This window comes from Mycobacterium sp. (genome assembly GCF_035623875.1).
Classification (GTDB): Bacteria; Actinomycetota; Actinomycetes; order Mycobacteriales; family Mycobacteriaceae; genus Mycobacterium.
The window spans coordinates 1-15,417 of sequence record NZ_DASPSP010000274.1; the positions used below are offsets into that span (position 1 = coordinate 1).

Below are 15,417 nucleotides of genomic sequence, written 5' to 3' on the forward strand. Positions count from 1 at the left end.
CGGCGTCAGCGTTGGCGGCCGACCCGCCGTCGCAGCCGAAGGACAGCGATGGGCAGTTCCTGTGGCGCATCGCCGTTCAAGGGCTTCAGCTGAGGCGTTCGAACGATGCTGTGATCAACGATGCGCGTCGGGTTTGTACGCGCTACGCGGGCGGCGAGAGCGAGCAGCAGATCATCCAGGACATTCTCACCGGCTCCCCGGGTATGTCACTCAGCACCGCATCAACTTTCGCCGACACCGCGATCAGCGTGTACTGCCTGGACGGCGCTATGGATAGCTCGTGACAACCGCGTTCGTTATTGGCGGGCGGGTGGCTGCCTCGCATGGTTCGTGGCCGTTAAGTAGAACCGGTGTGAGAGCGGTTGCGATGTAACAGGTTAACGATGCTGCTGCGAACGCCGCGGAGCGCGTAGCCGGCGGTAATCACCGATGCGACAATGAGGACGATAAACAGCGGGAGCCAGCTTTTCCTTTCATGGTCAACGTCCCACCACACCACCGCGAACAGGACGGTGCACAAAAACAACACGATGTCCCGCCAGTTGCCCCGGTAAACGATCGCGGCGGCGCGCAGCTGTCGGCGTTTTTCGTTGGCGACGACGAGGTCGTCGATGCGGTTTGCAATACTGCCCCGTAGCGCGGCGCGGCGATCCGTCTCGTCTTCCGGCAGTCGCTCGAGCAGGTCCAGGTCCTCTTTGATTCCGGCGCGGAAATCCGGCCCCACGAATTGGCCCGCGGCGGCGCCAAGAAGTGCTCCACCGAAGACCGGAGCCGATCCCAACACGATTGCTGCCAGACCAGGCATTCTCATCCCTTCTTCCAATTCGTTCGCAGACCGCCCTAGTTCATGGTGGCAAGGTTGTGCCAGAAGTTCTTCAGGCTTTCCGTGCCGCCAAACAGCGTGGTGAAGTTGGTGGAGTCGACGAGGACGATGTCGCCGGCGCGTTGTCCGGCCGGGGGCATCCAGATGAGCGCGTTGAATTCGGTGTTGCCCGAAGCGGTGAACGGATGGGGTCGGTTCGGGTCGATCGGTTGGCGACCCAGCACACGGATCGCATTGCTCTCCGGCGCGGTGAGTTCGTAGTGCGGTAGATGGGGGTGGAAGTTGAATGTCGTGACGTTATCGAGAAGCCGCGGTGTGTCTAGATCGCGTATCGCGGTCAGCGGTGCAATCTCTCTGGTGTCCTCGACGACGGCTGGGCGCAGCCCCCACCTGTTGTAGGCGGGAACATCAAGCGCCTTCATCACGGATCGCGTGTATTGACCGAACCGCTGCTGGCGCGGTACGAGCGGGTCGCCATGATGTTGGTACTCGACCTGTCTCTGCGCGAAATCCTCGGTGAACCCGACGTCGTGGTGAGGTGCCAGTAGCAGGCAGGTGCCCTGCCGCTGCAGCCACTCGCGGATCGCGCTGATCTCGTCGGGTGCGGCTTCCTGCTCGGACAGGACATGGTCGAGACCGAACACCATCAGCGTGTCGGTGTCTGACAGGATCCGCTCATCGATCGGCAACTGGTAGCCAGCCTGGTCAATGCGCTGGAACACTGCGACTGGGTGGCCGGTCACCTCGCCTGCCAGCTGTTGAAACGCCAGCGTCGAGCGGTGGAACAGCTCCAGGGTGCCGGCGATTCCTTGCAGGAAATGAGCGGCGTCGTATTCCGGCGTCTCGTAGTTGGGCCACAACGCGTTCCGGACCTCGGTCATGGTTGAGAATCGGTTGTACATCTCGGCGGAATCACGTTGGGCTTCCCACGGGTAACTCCAGGTCCAGTAGATGCTGATACGTCGCCGGCCTCGCGTGTGCTCGCGTGGGACGTGGCTTTGGTTGTAGGTGCGTGCACGGGGCAGTGTGCTCATGGTGGGTCCTTAGCTGTCGAGCGTCGCAAGGTACCGGAGCGCCTTCAGGCCTGGGAGAAAGAAGTATGCACCGCCCTTGAGCGTGGTGAAAGCCGGCAGTCCCCTGAGAACCTTTCGGATAGGGCGCTTTGGGATCTTGTACTCCAGCGTGCCATCCTGGTTTCCGCAGATCGGATCTCGCTCATTTTCGAGTTCGTGAAAGGTGCGGTCGTTGATCCATACGTTTTGGGCAAACTCGAACTGGCGAATCAGGCTGGCGCAGATGATGAACGCCGCAATTCCTCTATCAACACCGTCATCGGGCGCGCCGTTGAGAAGCGCGGGGCCATATGTCGCGCCGCGGCGGATCATCCGTCGCCGGTTCATGTTCACCGCCGTGTCGCGCGGATTGAGGCGCCGCGCGTGCGCGCCCAGCGGAACCGCATAACCGTGCGGGTCCATCGTTTTGTAGTTGAAGTCGTTGTTGCGCATTGGATCTGCGCCCAGCTCCGGATCGTCATGTTCCGGAGCTAGGACGAGCGGCGCACCGCTTCGCCACCGGCCCATGAACTTCGCCGCGAGCAATTCCTGCTCTTCAGGTGTGTCGGCATGGTCGCGCAAATAGTCGCGAAAGAGTGTGACGTGTTCTTGCAGGCGCCGGTATGCCATGTAGCTACCGTTGCGGGACAACACTTCCGGCTGTGGAAGGTTGGGGATCCGACCCTCCTCGTCCGGATAGCCAAGAATGAACTCACCCGGCTTCAGTAGTGCGCCCGAACCAGGCGTTGACTCCTCGCCGGATCCTTCGATCACCGGCTGCGACAGCCGGTCGCGATAACCGAAGTGGTCGTGGGCGTAGTTGAACGGCGGGGTGGCGTTCAAGTCCAGAAACGACAAGACACGCACGCCGTCGCAGCGGACGACGAGCTTGTCGTGCTCGTCGACGCATCGAAGACGCTCGGCCTCATCGCGGGCGAACAAGATCGCGATCGCATGTACGTCATCACCGGCCAGCTCGCCCACCCAATTGTCGGGGTGGTTCGCGCCGCTGTCACCCAGGATGTCGGCGCGGGCCGCCATGCCTTGGCGGAACTCGTCGGGGAAGGTGGCTAGGGATTCCTCCGGCAGGCCCAATGCCCGCAGGCCGGTCCAGGTGAAAGCAAGTGTCACCCAGCGCTTCGAACTATCCATTGAGGCCCGCACGTCTGCAGCCGACTGCACTCGGTCGAGCAGCTCGGCAAGCCAGGCCCGTCCGCCAGTCGGCTTGTCGAAGGACAGGAATTCGTAGCGGCCCGTCATCGCCGGCGTACGGGTCAGCAGGATGTGCTGGATGTCGTCGATCTCAAGCATCTGCGCACGCTTTGTTGCGGATCACTGCATCTGGTCGAGCATGTCCGAGAACGCGGACTTGAGCCGCAAAGCTTTCTTGATCTCGTCCGCCGTGACATACGGATATTCTCCGTACTCAAGGAAGCTCGGACATTGGTGTTCCCGCACGAATGCTACGAACGCTGCCGGGTTCTCCTTCCAGTCCTCCGGAAAATCTTCAAGGTGGGTGAAGACGGTCGTAATACCGGTCTGGCTGAACAGCGTTACCGCATCCTCGGTGTACTTGTCGAAGTCGGTATCGAAGATGCCCTGATATTGAAAATGTAACCCCGAGCCGACATCGAACAGTACCCAACGGAGGTAATGCAGCCGCAGTGGCGCGAGTACCTCCGGGCTAGCTGCAATCGCCTCCTCGATTTGCTTGCCATACGCTCGGACAGCCTCTTCATGCCCTTCTTTGACTTTCGCTATGATCGAAAACCCGTAGCAGGCCGGCGTCCTGGGATAGATCGGGCCGTATCGGCCCCGCTCCAATTCGAAGTAGCCCTCCTTGGGGATGGCCATCGCTGCGGGTTTGCTCCAGTCACGCTCAGCTGCCGGCATTCCAGTCTCCCGTCGCTGCGGTTCCGATTTGCGACGCTACTCCTTGGTCTGGTGCAGAGCGCGGTTTCTGGCGTCGTGATGCCGCGTCAAGGATCGAGGTGGATGCGTATCGAGAGCAGATCTCCGACCTACTGGCGGTAGCTGGCCAGGAAGTTACCCAACCGCTCGATAGCGTGGGCAAGATCGCGCGACCACGGCAGCGTCACGATCCGCAGGTGATCCGGTGCCGGCCAATTGAATCCGGTGCCCTGAGTGACCAGGATCTTCTCCGACAGCAGAAGATCCAGGACAAGTTGCTCGTCGTCCTCGATCTCGTGCACCTCCGGATCCAGCCGAGGGAACGTGTAAAGCGCACCAGCGGGTTTGACGCACGACACCCCGGGGATCTCGTTGAGCTTGGACCAGGCAACGTCGCGTTGTTCGCGCAGTCGACCACCCGGCAGCACGAGGTCGTCGATGCTTTGGTGGCCGCCGAGGGCGACCTGGATCGCATGCTGCGCAGGTACATTCGGGCACAACCGCATATTCGCCAGTAGGTGAATGCCTTCGATGAAACTGCTCGCGTGGTCCTTGGGCCCGGTGATCGCCAGCCAGCCGGCCCGGTATCCGGCAACGCGGTAAGCCTTGGACAGGCCATTGAAGGTCAGACACAACACGTCTGGTGCGAGCGAGGCCACGCTGATGTGCTTGGCATCGTCGTAGAGGATCTTGTCGTAGATCTCATCGGCGAGCAGCAGCAGCTGATGCTTACGCGCCAGATCGGCCATCTGCGAGATTATTTCGCGGCTGTAGACCGCGCCGGTCGGATTGTTGGGGTTGATCACGACCAACGCCTTGGTGCGCTCGGTGATCTTCGACTCCAGGTCGGCGATATCCGGCTGCCAGCCTTGAGTCTCGTCGCACAGGTAATGCACCGGTGTGCCGCCGGCAAGCGAGGTCGACGCCGTCCACAGCGGATAGTCGGGTGCGGGGATCAAGACCTGATCGCCGTTGTCGAGCAGCGCCTGCAGCGTCAACGTGATCAGCTCCGAGACCCCGTTGCCCAGATACACGTCGTCGACGTCGAATCGGGGGAAGCCGTCGACGAGTTCGTAGCGGGTGACCACCGCGCGCCGCGCCGACAGGATGCCCTTGGAGTCCGAGTAGCCCTGTGCGTACGGCAGCGCCTGGATCATGTCACGCATGATCACGTCGGGTGCTTCGAAGCCGAACGGCGCCGGGTTGCCGATGTTCAGCTTGAGGATGCGGTGCCCTTCAGACTCCAGCCGCGCGGCGTGATCGTGCACCGGGCCGCGGATCTCATAGAGCACATCTTGCAGCTTGGAGGACTGCGCGAACGTGCGCTGCCGCGGCTGATGACCCGTGGTATGCCAGGGCAACTGATGCGTAGTCACGTCGACTATGGTGCCACGGCTGTCTAATTATTTATAAAACTGTAGTCCTGATCAGCGCTTTCCGGGTGGTCGGGCCCCCCTGGCGATGCCCAATCCTTTCACCGGTGCCGCCGGCGCTTTGGTCTCGCCATCCTGGCCCGCAGACTCCGGTTCGCCCTGTTCTTGCGACTCCGGCTTCGTCTCAGGCTCTGGCGCCGGAGCGCTGGGTTGTGCAGCGGGAGCGGCTTTTTTGGCCCCGGGTCGTTTGGCTCCGGCCGCGATGCCCAGTCCCTTGACCGGCGCGGCCGGCGCCTTTGCTTCCGGGGCTGCTGCGGGTTCGGATTTCGTTTCATGCGGTGTGGCAGGCGCGGATTGCATTGGTGCTGCGGCTTTTTTGGCCCCGGGCCGTTTGGCGCCGCCGGCGATACCCAGCCCCTTGACCGGAGCAGCAGGAGCCTTGGCTTCCGCGGCGGCCGGTGCCGATGCGGATTGCGTTGGCGCTGGGGCTTTTTTCGCTCCGGGCCGCTTGGCGCCGCCGGCGATACCCAGTCCGGTGACGGCCTTGGCGGCCTTCTCCTCGGTGGGGGCGGCGGCTTCGACTTCGCTTTCGGTGGTTACGGCGGCCGGCTCGGCCGCCGTGGGCTCGGCGTCTTTCGGCGCAGCCTTCGGGGCAGCCTTGTCGGCGTGCTCGGCCGCCTCCTTGGCCGCGGCGCCTTTCTCCGGCAGCGTGATCGTGCCGCGGTCGAGTGATTCGAGCAGCAGCTGCGCCACGTCGCGCACGTCGACGCCTTCGCGGCCCGCGGCCTCCTGCCGATCGTTGACACCGTCGGTGACCATGACCCGGCAGAACGGGCATGCGGTGGCGACGGTGCTGGCCCCGGTGGCCAGCGCCTCGTCGACACGCTCGTGGTTGATTCGCTTGCCGATGTGCTCTTCCATCCACATCCGCGCGCCACCGGCGCCACAGCAGAAGCTGCGGTCGGCGTGCCGCGGCATCTCGATCAGCTTGGCGCCGGCGGCGCCGATCAGCTCGCGGGGCGCTTCGTATTCCTTGTTGTGCCGACCCAGATAGCACGGGTCGTGATAGGTGATGTCTTCAGACACCGGGCTGACGGGCACCAGCTTCTTATCGCGCACCAGCCGGTTGAGCAGCTGGGTGTGGTGCAGCACGGTGTAATTGGCGCCCAGCTGCCGGTATTCGCGGCCCAGGGTGTTGAAGCAGTGCGGGCAAGTGACGACAATCTTGCGGTCGACGGTTTCCACACCCGCGAACAGTCCGTCCAAGGTCTGGACGGCCTGCTGGGCCAACTGCTGGAACAGAAACTCGTTGCCGGAGCGGCGAGCCGAGTCGCCGTTGCAGGTTTCCCCGGTCCCCAACACCACGTACTTCACCCCGGCGATGGCCAGCAGCTCGGCGACCGCCTTGGTGGTCTTCTTGGCCTTGTCGTCGTAAGCGCCGGCGCAGCCCACCCAGAACAGGTACTCGTAGCCGTCGAAGCTGTCGACGTCTTCGCCGTAGACCGGGACGTCGAAGTCGACTTCGCTGATCCAACCGGTCCGGTCTGAGGCGTTCTGCCCCCACGGGTTGCCTTTGTTCTCAAGGTTTTTGAACAACACTGACAGCTCGGACGGAAACTCTGATTCCATCATGACCTGGTAGCGGCGCATGTCAACGATGTGGTCGATGTGCTCGATGTCCACCGGGCACTGCTCGACGCAGGCCCCGCACGTTACGCAGGACCACAAGACGTCGGGGTCGATCACCCCGCCCTGTTCAGCGGTGCCGACCAGCGGGCGGGCTGCCTGCTCGGGCCCGTGCCCGGGCACCCGGCCGAAGCCGGATTCCGGCACATGGTGGCCCTCTTCTTCGACCGTCTCGAGGTCGAGACCCTCGAGTGGCTCCGCGTTCTTCTCACCAAGCAGGTAGGGCGCCTTGGCCATCCAGTGATCGCGCAGGTCCATGATGACGAGCTTGGGGGATAGCGGCTTGCCGGTGTTCCAGGCCGGACACTGCGACTGACAGCGCCCGCACTCGGTGCAGGTGGCGAAGTCGAGCATGCCCTTCCAGGTGAAGTCCTCGATCTTGCCGCGACCGAATTCCGCATCATCGGGCGGGTTTTCGAAGTCGATCGGCTTGCCGCCGGACTCGACCGGCAGCAGCTGGCCCAGCCCGTCGGGCAGCCGCTTGAACACGACGTTGATCGGCGCCAGGAAGATGTGCAGGTGCTTGGAGTGCAGCACGATGATCAGGAAGGCCAGCATGACGCCGATGTGCAACAGCAGGGCCACCGTTTCCAGGACTTCGTTGCCGGTGTGGCCAAGCGGATGCAGGATCGCGCCGAAGAGGTGCGAGAGGAACGCCGCCTTGCCGTAGGGGAGGGTGCCGTTGTTGACCGCAGACCCGCGGACCAGCACATAGGTCCAGATGACGTTGAAGATCATGAACAGGATCAGCCAGGCGCCGCCACCGTGCGAACCGTAGAACCGCGACGACCGGCCGATTTCGCGGGGGCTTCGGGTGAGCCGGATGATTGCGAAAGTGCTGATGCCGACGAAGACGGCGGTCGCGAAGAAGTCCTGCAGGAAGCCAAGCGCGTCCCACCGGCCGATGATCGGGATGTGGAAATTCGGCTGGAATAGTGTCCCGTAAGCCTCGATGTAGACCGTGAGCAGAATGAAGAAGCCCCACATGGTGAAGAAGTGCGCCAGGCCGGGGATCGACCATTTCAACAGCTTGCGCTGCCCGGCCACCTCGGCGACCTCTGCCCAGATCCGCGCGCCGACGTCGTTGGTGCGACCGGTGGCGGGTTGGCCGGAAAGTGTGAGTCTGACCAGCCAGCCGATCCGGCGGAGGACGAACAAACCGACGATCGCCGTCCCGCCTAGGCCCACTACCAGTCTGATCAGCGTCTGCGTTTGCACGGAGCGTCTCCCCAATTCTGCTGCTACTGAGCGGTAACTAAGCGCATGTTACTAACCGGTAACTTAGCTACTGCACCTGCTCAAGCTGCGTAGGCCTGCTCATAGTGACATCTTTGCGATGGTGACCGCGACGAAGGCTGCCCTAACCTTGCTGCGGCGATCGGCTTGCCCAGACGTCTAAGGATTGACGCCCGGGACGTGAATCGGCGGTAGCCCAGGTATCTGCGGGACATTGCCGTTCCACCAATGCCGATGAGGATGTTGCTGCTCTGTCGACGGTTGGGTGGTCACCGGCGGCGCGGGCTCCGCCGTCGTCGTCTCGGGCGGAGGGGCCGTCGTGCTCGGGGGGATCGACGACGGTGTGGTCGTCCAGGCCGGCGCGGTTGACGACGGTGTGGTTGTCGACGGATGCGTGGTGGCTGGCGCGCTGCCCCCGTTGTTGGTGGCCAGGATGACCAGGCCGTAGATGATCGTCGCGATCAGCAGCAACACCGCCAACCCCCACAGTGCCAGCACCCACGGTTTGAGGAACCACGGTGAGGACGTCTCGGTGACGCCGAACCGATCGTCGTTGTTCGCGCCGAGGTTCACGTCGTGCGTTGCGTAACCGTCGACGCCGTATGGTGGTCTGCTCCCCCCACGACAACCGATCTTACCGACGTTGCCGGCTACGGCATATCGCCGTCGTGGTGGTGGTGATGATGATGGCCGTCGTCGATGCTCGTGCTCGTCGGCGGTGTGGTGGCCGGCGCCGTGGTCGTCTGCGCGCTGGTCGTCGGCACCTCGGTCAGGGTGGTCGTCGGAGCGGGAGCGACCGGCTCGGTGGCCGTTGCGCTGCTGGACGACGGCGGGGTGGTCGTGACTGCGGCTGATGTCGTCGACGATGTCGACGGGGACGTGGGGCCGCCGCCGTGGGTCAGCTCCACGATTCCGTAAACCACCAGCGCGATCAGGATGGCAGCAAGCACTCCCAAACCGATCAGAACGGCGGGCTTGCGATGCCACGGGGTCGACCCGGGTTGGGGCTGCTGCTGCCCGTCGCCGCCGTAGTCGTACTGGTCGGTCGGCGCTTCACTTGGGTCGTCTGGAGGTCCCTGAAAACCGTAGCCCGTCACGGGCGCTGATCCTAGCGGTGGATCCCGGTGGCTCGGCCACCGAGTCTTGATCGGCCGCGCCTCAAAATCCCGGCGGCAGCGTAATCACGGTGTGCGGCAACGTGATCGTCGACGGGATGTGTGGGAGATGGTGGTGGTGTCGCGGCGGCTCGGCTGGAGGCTCGGCAGGAGCGGGGGAGTTTTCCTCCGGCGTCGTTGCCGGTGACGGCGGGGTGGTTGTCGTGGGTGTCGACGACCGGGTCGGTGTGGATGTCGTTGACGGTGTGGTCGTGGACGATCCACCACCGCCGCCGTGGGAGAGCTGGATGAGGCCGTAGATGATCAGCGCGACCAGGATCGCGACCATCGTGGCCCACACGGCCAGCAGCAACCGATTCCGGTACCACGGCGCCGGCGGCGATTCCGGTTCAGCAGACTCGGTGTAATCCGGGTAGTCGTCGAAACCCGGCGGCTCAGGGTCTGCCGAGCCGTAGCTGGCCATCCGCGTCGGCCGATTGCTCGGGTCGTCGGGAGGACCCTGAGAACCGTAGCCTGTCACGCCCCGATGCTACTGACATCCGGCGGACGCGACGGCTAGCGACGCGAGCGTCAGAGCTGCCGATTTACCTCATCCGCGAAAAGCCGCAGGTGCTCGAGGTCGGAAAGATCCAGCAGTTGCAGATACACCCGCTGCACGCCGATGTCCGCGAACGCTCCGAGCTGCTCGACAATCTCGCCCGGCGTGCCCACCAGCGGAGAGTTGGACCGCAGCTCATCGAGCTCGCGCCCGATGGCGGCAGCCCGGCGGCGGATCTCGGCGTCGTCACGTCCGGCGCACACCACGAACGCCGCGGAATACGTCATCGAATCGGGGGGCCGGCCAACCGAATCGACCGCTTCGCGGATCCGCTCGAATTGGGTCTTGATGGTGTCCAACGGGGCGAACGGCACGTTGAACTCGTCGGCGAACGTCGCGGCCAACGCCGGCGTTCGGTTTGCGCCCGTCCCGCCGATGATGATCGGTGGGTGGGGCCGTTGCACCGGCTTCGGCAGAGCGGGCGAATCGTTGACTGCGTAATGAGCGCCCGCGTAGTCGAATGTTTCACCGACCGGTGCAGTCCACAGGCCGGTGATCAGTTCCAGCTGTTCGGTGAGCCGGGCGAATCGCTCCCGTAGCGGCGGGAAGGGGATCGCATAGGCCAGATGCTCCCGTTCGAACCAGCCGGTACCGATTCCGAATTCGACTCGCCCGTTGCTCATCTCGTCGACCTGGGCGACCGCGACGGCCAACGGGCCGGGATGGCGGAACGTTGCCGACGTGACCAGAGTGCCCAACCGGATCGACGACGTCTCGCGTGCGATGCCGCTCAACGTCACCCAGGAGTCGGTCGGGCCGGGCAGTCCGTCGCCGCTCATCGCCACAAAGTGGTCGGACCGTAAGAACGCGGAAAAACCCAATGCTTCGGCGGCCTGCGCAACGGCGAGCTGGTCGGAGTAACTGGCGCCCTGCTGCGGTTCAACGAATACCCGAAAGTCCACGAGCGCCAGCCTATGCCGAAGGGTGCCCTAGGCAGGAAACGGGACTGAGCCTTGCGCTCCGCAGGACGCTTTCCGGGGTTGCGGCTGGCTGGGTGGGCGCAGCATCGGAAAGTCCTCGCCGTCCTCAATTAGTGCGATCGCAGGATGGTGATTGCGTTGTCGATTTTCTTGAAGGAGTTGAACGTTTCTGCGGGAACGCCGAAGACGGCGGACAACGCTTGGGGCGGAAGCTTACTTAAGGACTCGCCTATGCCGATGTTGTCTTTGCCTTCAGGTGCACTGGTGTTCTGGATGATCAGCACGTCCAGGTCTTCCGTGCCGCGGTTCTCGAAGTAGAAAAAGGAACCCTGGGGTGCGAACACCAGGTCGTCGACGTGGGCGTCGAAACTTTCGTGGTTGCCGTTCCCGTCGATGAGGACCCAGGTGGCGACTCCTTTGGTGACCAGGTTGATCTCCCACGCGCTGGGACGCCAGTGCGGCTCGCGAATACCTCCGGGCTGCAACGTGATTACCTGGATACTGGCCTCTTGACCTTTGAGTATCGGGAAATTATCTTCGTGTGCCTGTTGCTGCGTACCGCCGTCATACCTGTTGGGCGGCAGCGCGGTCAGATGGAACAGGTGCGATTGCGAGGTGATCGTTTCCGAGGGTAGGCGGGGATCACCAAAGCGTGCCTGCTGAAATTACCGCAGCGGTTTGGGCCAGTCTACGGATCACTTCGATCAGCCCAGCGCGGCCAAATCTAGAACGTGTCGACGTGCTCGACACTGACGAACATGCCGTGCCCGGTGTTGTCGTTGGTGAAGCGGGTACCGCTCTCGGTGGCCGCGATCGTCCAGCCCTCCGCAGCGTAGGTGCGGTAGTCGATCGTCACGGTGGGGATGTCGCCGAGGTTGCCCACCACCCATTGCACCGAACCGCTCGCGGTGACGTTGACGCCGTTGGCGCGTTCGCCGTCCTGCATCGGGGAGTCAGTGAACTGCGCCTCGCAGCCGACGGCGTCTGCGTCGATCTGGCAGCGCGTCTGACCGGATTTGGTTTCGATGAACACGTAACCGTTCTGGTCGGGTGGCAACGGGATCGCGCCGGCCGGCGGGTTAGCACTTGGCGGTGCGGGCTGCGACGACCTCGGTGAAGGGATGGACGGTTTGGCTTTCGGCACCGACGGTTCGGTTGCTCCGGCGCCCGGGTTGGCTACCGGCTTCCCGTGGATCAGCGAGCTGCATCCGCCCACCAGCGCGGCGCTCGTCAGCAGGCCTGCCAGCAGCAGCCGGCCACCAACCCTTGCCGTCTTTGCTTTCTCCGAAAACATCTCAGAGGCAAGCCTACGCATGAAGTGACGCAAGAGATTGTAGTGACGCGCCCGCATTGCGCGGCTAGCCGCGCAGAGCGACGAGCCGGTCGGTTGATCGCAGCCACAGGTCCGTCTATAGCCGGTCGGGGACGAAGCGTTACATCTGCACCCAGACGATCTTCGTCTGCAGGTAGGTCTCGATCCCGGCCTTGCCGGATTCGTGGCCCCAGCCGGATTGTTTGTAGCCGCCGAACGGCATGGAGTGGTCGTACTGGAACTGGCAGTTGAGCCCGACGGTTCCGGCCTTGATCCGCTTGGCCAATCGGTGCGCGCGGCCGAGGTCCTTGGTCCAAACAGTAGACGCCAGGCCGTAGGTGCTGTTGTTGGCTAGCGCGACGGCTTCGTCTTCATCGTCGAACGGCAGGATCGTGACGACGGGCCCGAAGATCTCTTCCTGGAAGAGCCGGCTCGTGTCGGGGTCAAGATTGGTGACGACGGTGGGATGCACGAAATACCCCTTGCGATCCAGCCGGTGCCCGCCGGTGACGATCTCGGCGCCGTCGGACTTGCCCTGCTCGAGATAGCCCAGGACGCGGTTGAGCTGCTTCTGGCTGATCAGCGGACCGCTCATGGTGCCCTCTTCCTTCGGGCCGCCCATCTTCATGGCGTTCGCAATCGTCGCCATACCCTCCACGACCCGCTCGTAGACACTGCGGTGCGCGAAGATTCGTGACCCGCAGACACACGCCTGCCCAGAGTGCACGAATGCGCCGAACGCCGCCAGCGTCAGGGCTTTCTTCACGCTCGCGTCCTCGAAGATCAGCACGGGTGACTTGCCGCCGAGTTCGAGGGTGACCTTGTTGAGGTTGCTGTTCGCCGAGGCGTGCACGATCTCGCGGCCGACCTCGGTCGATCCGGTGAAGGCCACCTTCTCGACGTCGGGGTGAGCGGTGATGGCCGCGCCGACGGTGTGGCCGTAGCCGTTCACCAGGTTCGCCACCCCGTCGGGCACCCCCGCCTCGGCCAGCAGCCGCATCAGCACGAGCGCCGAAAGTGGTGTCTCCTCTGCGGGTTTGACGACGCTGTTGCAGCCCGCCGCCAATGACGGCGCGAGCTTGGCGCAGAAATTAAAGACCGGGCCGTTCCACGGGAAGATCAGCCCCACCACGCCGTAGGGCTCGCGCAGCGTGTAGGTGTGCATGTGTGAGTCGACGCCGGTCAGGCCGCCGGTGTTCACGTCACGCGCGATGCCGTCGATCTTGGTACACCAGCCGGCGTAATAACGGAACCACTCGGAACCGACGGCCACCTGCATCTTTGCCTGAGCCGGATACATTCCGGCGTTGAGCATTTCGAGTTCGGCGAGAAGCTCGGCGTTTTCATCGATCAGGTCGGCGACGCGCCACAGGATCGTGGCGCGCTCGTAGTCGGGCTTCCCAGACCAGATGCCGGATTCGGCACTTGCCTTCGCGCGCGCAACCGCTTCGTTGACGGCTCCGGTGCCGCAGTCGGTGAACTCGCTGATCTGATCCTCGGTGGAGGGATCGAAGACCGGGATGACGTCGCCGGTACCAGGACGTTGACGGACCTCATCCAGCACAGCCTGCACCGTCATGGGTCTCCCCTTCTCGCGTCGCTGCGAATTCGTGGTACCGCGTATCTATTAAAATAGAGTGCCTTACGAGGCGTACGTTATGCGCTTGACCGCGGGATGTCCAGGGTTTTTACGAGAAGCTAATTGCTCTGTGGCTCTTGATTACTGGCGGTCAGCGCACGTGCGATCTTTTCCTCGTAGGTCAGGCTAATTCCCACGCTTAGGCTCCCGTTGCAGGGTTTGCCGGCTCCGGCGGTAGGTCGTCCGGGACTTCGCCGACGTGGTCGCTGACTTGGTCGGCCGCGGCCGTCACGCGATTGCGCACCAGGAACCAGCCGCCGATCAGGGCGGGGACACCGAGCACCACCGTCGTGATGATCCAGGGGCCTTCCTCGGCGTCGGACATCATCAGCACCACCACCCCCGCCAAGAACGCCAGCGTGAGATAGCCGCTGTAGGGGGTCAGCGGCATCTGGAAATGTGGCCGCTTGATAGCTCCGGCCCTGCTCATCCGATAGAGCCGCAATTGGCAGAGCACGATCGTCGCCCAAGCCGCGATAACGCCCAGGGCGGCGATGTTGAGCACGATTTCGAAGGCCTGACTTGGCTTGACCGCGTTGAGCACGACACCGAACAGGCCGATTACGGCAGTCAGCAGGATCCCGCCGTACGGCACACCGTTTCTCGACATCCGTGCGGTGAATTTGGGGCCGCTGCCGTTGACTGACATCGACCGCAGGATCCGACCCGTGGAATACAGTCCGGCGTTCAGGCTCGAGAACGCGGCAGTCAGCACCACCGCGTTCATCAGGCTGCCGGCACCGCTGAAACCGATTTTCGAGAAGAAGGTGACGAACGGGCTCTCCTGCTGTTTGTAATCGGTGTAGGGAAGCAGCAACGCCAACAGGATGACCGACCCGACGTAGAAGACGGCAATCCGGAAAATCACCGAGTTGATTGCGCGCGGCATGATCTTCTCCGGTTCCGCGGTTTCGCCGGCGGCGGTGCCGACCAGTTCGACTGCGGCGTAGGCGAATATCACTCCCGAGGTGACGAGCACCAGCGGCAGCAGTCCGGTCGGCAAGAACCCGCCATGATGGGACCACAGGCTGAACCCGGTGTCCTGGCCGTCGATCTTGAAGCGACCAGCCAGAAAGACCGTTCCGACGACGAGGAACGTCGTTAGCGCCAGCACCTTGATCAACGCGGCCCAGAATTCGAACTCGCCGAAAGCCCTCACCGAAATCAGGTTGACCGACACCACGCACACCAGCGCGATCAGCGCCAGCACCCACTGCGGGATTGCGGCGAACGCCGTCCAATAGTGGAAGTACTTGGCGATCGCGGTGGAGTCCACGATGGCTGCCATCGCCCAGTTCAGGAAGTACATCCAGCCCGCGACGAAGGCCGCTTTCTCCCCGAAGAACTCCCGGGCGTAGGACACGAACGAGCCCGACGACGGGCGGTGTAGCACCAGTTCGCCGAGCGCGCGCAGGATCAGGAAAACGAATACACCGCAGATGCCGTACACCAGGAACAACCCGGGGCCGGCCGATGCGAGTCGTCCGCCCGCGCCGAGGAACAGGCCGGTCCCGATGGCGCCGCCGATCGCGATCATCTGCAGCTGGCGAGGTTTGAGGTCGTGGTGGTAGCCCTGGTTCTCACGGGCGAATCGATCAGAGGAGGCCGCACGATCAGCTGGGCCAGGCGTGCTGGGCAGCGGTGGCATCGAGTTCCTATCGACGTGGCGTGGTGCAACGCCGCCAGGCGGCACGTCCGAGGGATGGACTGGTTGGGAGGCTATCCCACGGCGTGCGACGGCGCGATGTTTGC

15 protein-coding genes are annotated in these 15,417 nt (G+C 63.6%); 1 reads left to right on the plus strand and 14 read right to left on the minus strand.

Going from position 1 to position 15,417, the window contains the following annotated elements:
- On the plus strand, positions 1 to 284 hold a 284-nt coding region (locus VEI45_RS22250), incomplete at its 5' end, for a DUF732 domain-containing protein (RefSeq protein WP_324856695.1).
- A gap of 53 nt (positions 285 to 337) precedes the next feature.
- Here VEI45_RS22250 and VEI45_RS22255 read toward each other — a convergent pair.
- From VEI45_RS22255 to VEI45_RS22320, 14 genes are all read right to left on the minus strand, one after another.
- A complete protein-coding gene (locus VEI45_RS22255; RefSeq protein ID WP_324856696.1) occupies positions 338 to 811 on the minus strand; it encodes a hypothetical protein in 474 nt (157 codons plus the stop codon).
- Positions 812 to 840: 29 nt separating this feature from the next.
- Complete coding sequence (locus tag VEI45_RS22260) at positions 841 to 1,857, minus strand: hypothetical protein (RefSeq protein ID WP_324856697.1); 1,017 nt, start codon at positions 1,855 to 1,857, stop codon at positions 841 to 843.
- A gap of 9 nt (positions 1,858 to 1,866) precedes the next feature.
- Complete coding sequence (locus VEI45_RS22265) at positions 1,867 to 3,186, minus strand: peroxidase (RefSeq protein ID WP_324856698.1); 1,320 nt, start codon at positions 3,184 to 3,186, stop codon at positions 1,867 to 1,869.
- Positions 3,187 to 3,207: 21 nt separating this feature from the next.
- Positions 3,208 to 3,768: a hypothetical protein gene (locus VEI45_RS22270; RefSeq protein WP_324856699.1), complete on the minus strand. Its 561-nt coding sequence runs from the start codon at positions 3,766 to 3,768 to the stop codon at positions 3,208 to 3,210.
- A gap of 128 nt (positions 3,769 to 3,896) precedes the next feature.
- On the minus strand, positions 3,897 to 5,171 hold the full coding sequence (locus tag VEI45_RS22275; protein WP_324856708.1) for a pyridoxal phosphate-dependent aminotransferase: 1,275 nt from the start codon (positions 5,169 to 5,171) through the stop codon (positions 3,897 to 3,899).
- A 42-nt stretch (positions 5,172 to 5,213) separates the two neighbouring features.
- Positions 5,214 to 8,063, minus strand: coding sequence for a (Fe-S)-binding protein (locus VEI45_RS22280; protein ID WP_324856700.1), 2,850 nt, complete (start codon positions 8,061 to 8,063; stop codon positions 5,214 to 5,216).
- 177 nt (positions 8,064 to 8,240) lie between these two features.
- Complete coding sequence (locus VEI45_RS22285) at positions 8,241 to 8,654, minus strand: hypothetical protein (protein ID WP_324856701.1); 414 nt, start codon at positions 8,652 to 8,654, stop codon at positions 8,241 to 8,243.
- Between the two features lie 77 nt (positions 8,655 to 8,731).
- The gene (locus VEI45_RS22290; RefSeq protein ID WP_324856702.1) at positions 8,732 to 9,178 is read right to left on the minus strand and encodes a hypothetical protein; all 447 of its coding nucleotides are present in this window, start codon (positions 9,176 to 9,178) and stop codon (positions 8,732 to 8,734) included.
- A 61-nt stretch (positions 9,179 to 9,239) separates the two neighbouring features.
- On the minus strand, positions 9,240 to 9,716 hold the full coding sequence (locus VEI45_RS22295) for a hypothetical protein (RefSeq protein ID WP_324856703.1): 477 nt from the start codon (positions 9,714 to 9,716) through the stop codon (positions 9,240 to 9,242).
- Between the two features lie 50 nt (positions 9,717 to 9,766).
- Positions 9,767 to 10,696 (minus strand): LLM class F420-dependent oxidoreductase, encoded by a 930-nt coding sequence (locus VEI45_RS22300; RefSeq protein ID WP_324856704.1) that lies wholly within the window; start codon positions 10,694 to 10,696, stop codon positions 9,767 to 9,769.
- A gap of 128 nt (positions 10,697 to 10,824) precedes the next feature.
- Positions 10,825 to 11,334, minus strand: a complete 510-nt coding sequence (locus tag VEI45_RS22305) for a cupin domain-containing protein (RefSeq protein ID WP_324856709.1) — start codon at positions 11,332 to 11,334, stop codon at positions 10,825 to 10,827.
- Positions 11,335 to 11,438: 104 nt separating this feature from the next.
- A complete protein-coding gene (locus VEI45_RS22310) occupies positions 11,439 to 12,008 on the minus strand; it encodes a hypothetical protein (protein ID WP_324856705.1) in 570 nt (189 codons plus the stop codon).
- A 139-nt stretch (positions 12,009 to 12,147) separates the two neighbouring features.
- Positions 12,148 to 13,605, minus strand: coding sequence for an aldehyde dehydrogenase family protein (locus VEI45_RS22315; protein WP_324856706.1), 1,458 nt, complete (start codon positions 13,603 to 13,605; stop codon positions 12,148 to 12,150).
- A 199-nt stretch (positions 13,606 to 13,804) separates the two neighbouring features.
- Positions 13,805 to 15,313, minus strand: coding sequence for an amino acid permease (locus tag VEI45_RS22320; RefSeq protein WP_324856707.1), 1,509 nt, complete (start codon positions 15,311 to 15,313; stop codon positions 13,805 to 13,807).
- Between the last annotated feature and the right edge of the window lie 104 nt (positions 15,314 to 15,417).

Bases quoted from the DNA above. Each gene is read 5' to 3' on its own strand.
- VEI45_RS22320 (WP_324856707.1), bottom strand. From the start codon at position 15,313: ATGCCACCGCTGCCCAGCACGCCTGGCCCAGCTGATCGTGCGGCCTCC.
- VEI45_RS22255 (WP_324856696.1), bottom strand. From the start codon at position 811: ATGAGAATGCCTGGTCTGGCAGCAATCGTGTTGGGATCGGCTCCGGTC.
- VEI45_RS22270 (WP_324856699.1), bottom strand. From the start codon at position 3,768: ATGCCGGCAGCTGAGCGTGACTGGAGCAAACCCGCAGCGATGGCCATC.
- VEI45_RS22315 (WP_324856706.1), bottom strand. From the start codon at position 13,605: ATGACGGTGCAGGCTGTGCTGGATGAGGTCCGTCAACGTCCTGGTACC.
- VEI45_RS22265 (WP_324856698.1), bottom strand. From the start codon at position 3,186: ATGCTTGAGATCGACGACATCCAGCACATCCTGCTGACCCGTACGCCG.
- VEI45_RS22310 (WP_324856705.1), bottom strand. From the start codon at position 12,008: ATGTTTTCGGAGAAAGCAAAGACGGCAAGGGTTGGTGGCCGGCTGCTG.
- VEI45_RS22260 (WP_324856697.1), bottom strand. From the start codon at position 1,857: ATGAGCACACTGCCCCGTGCACGCACCTACAACCAAAGCCACGTCCCA.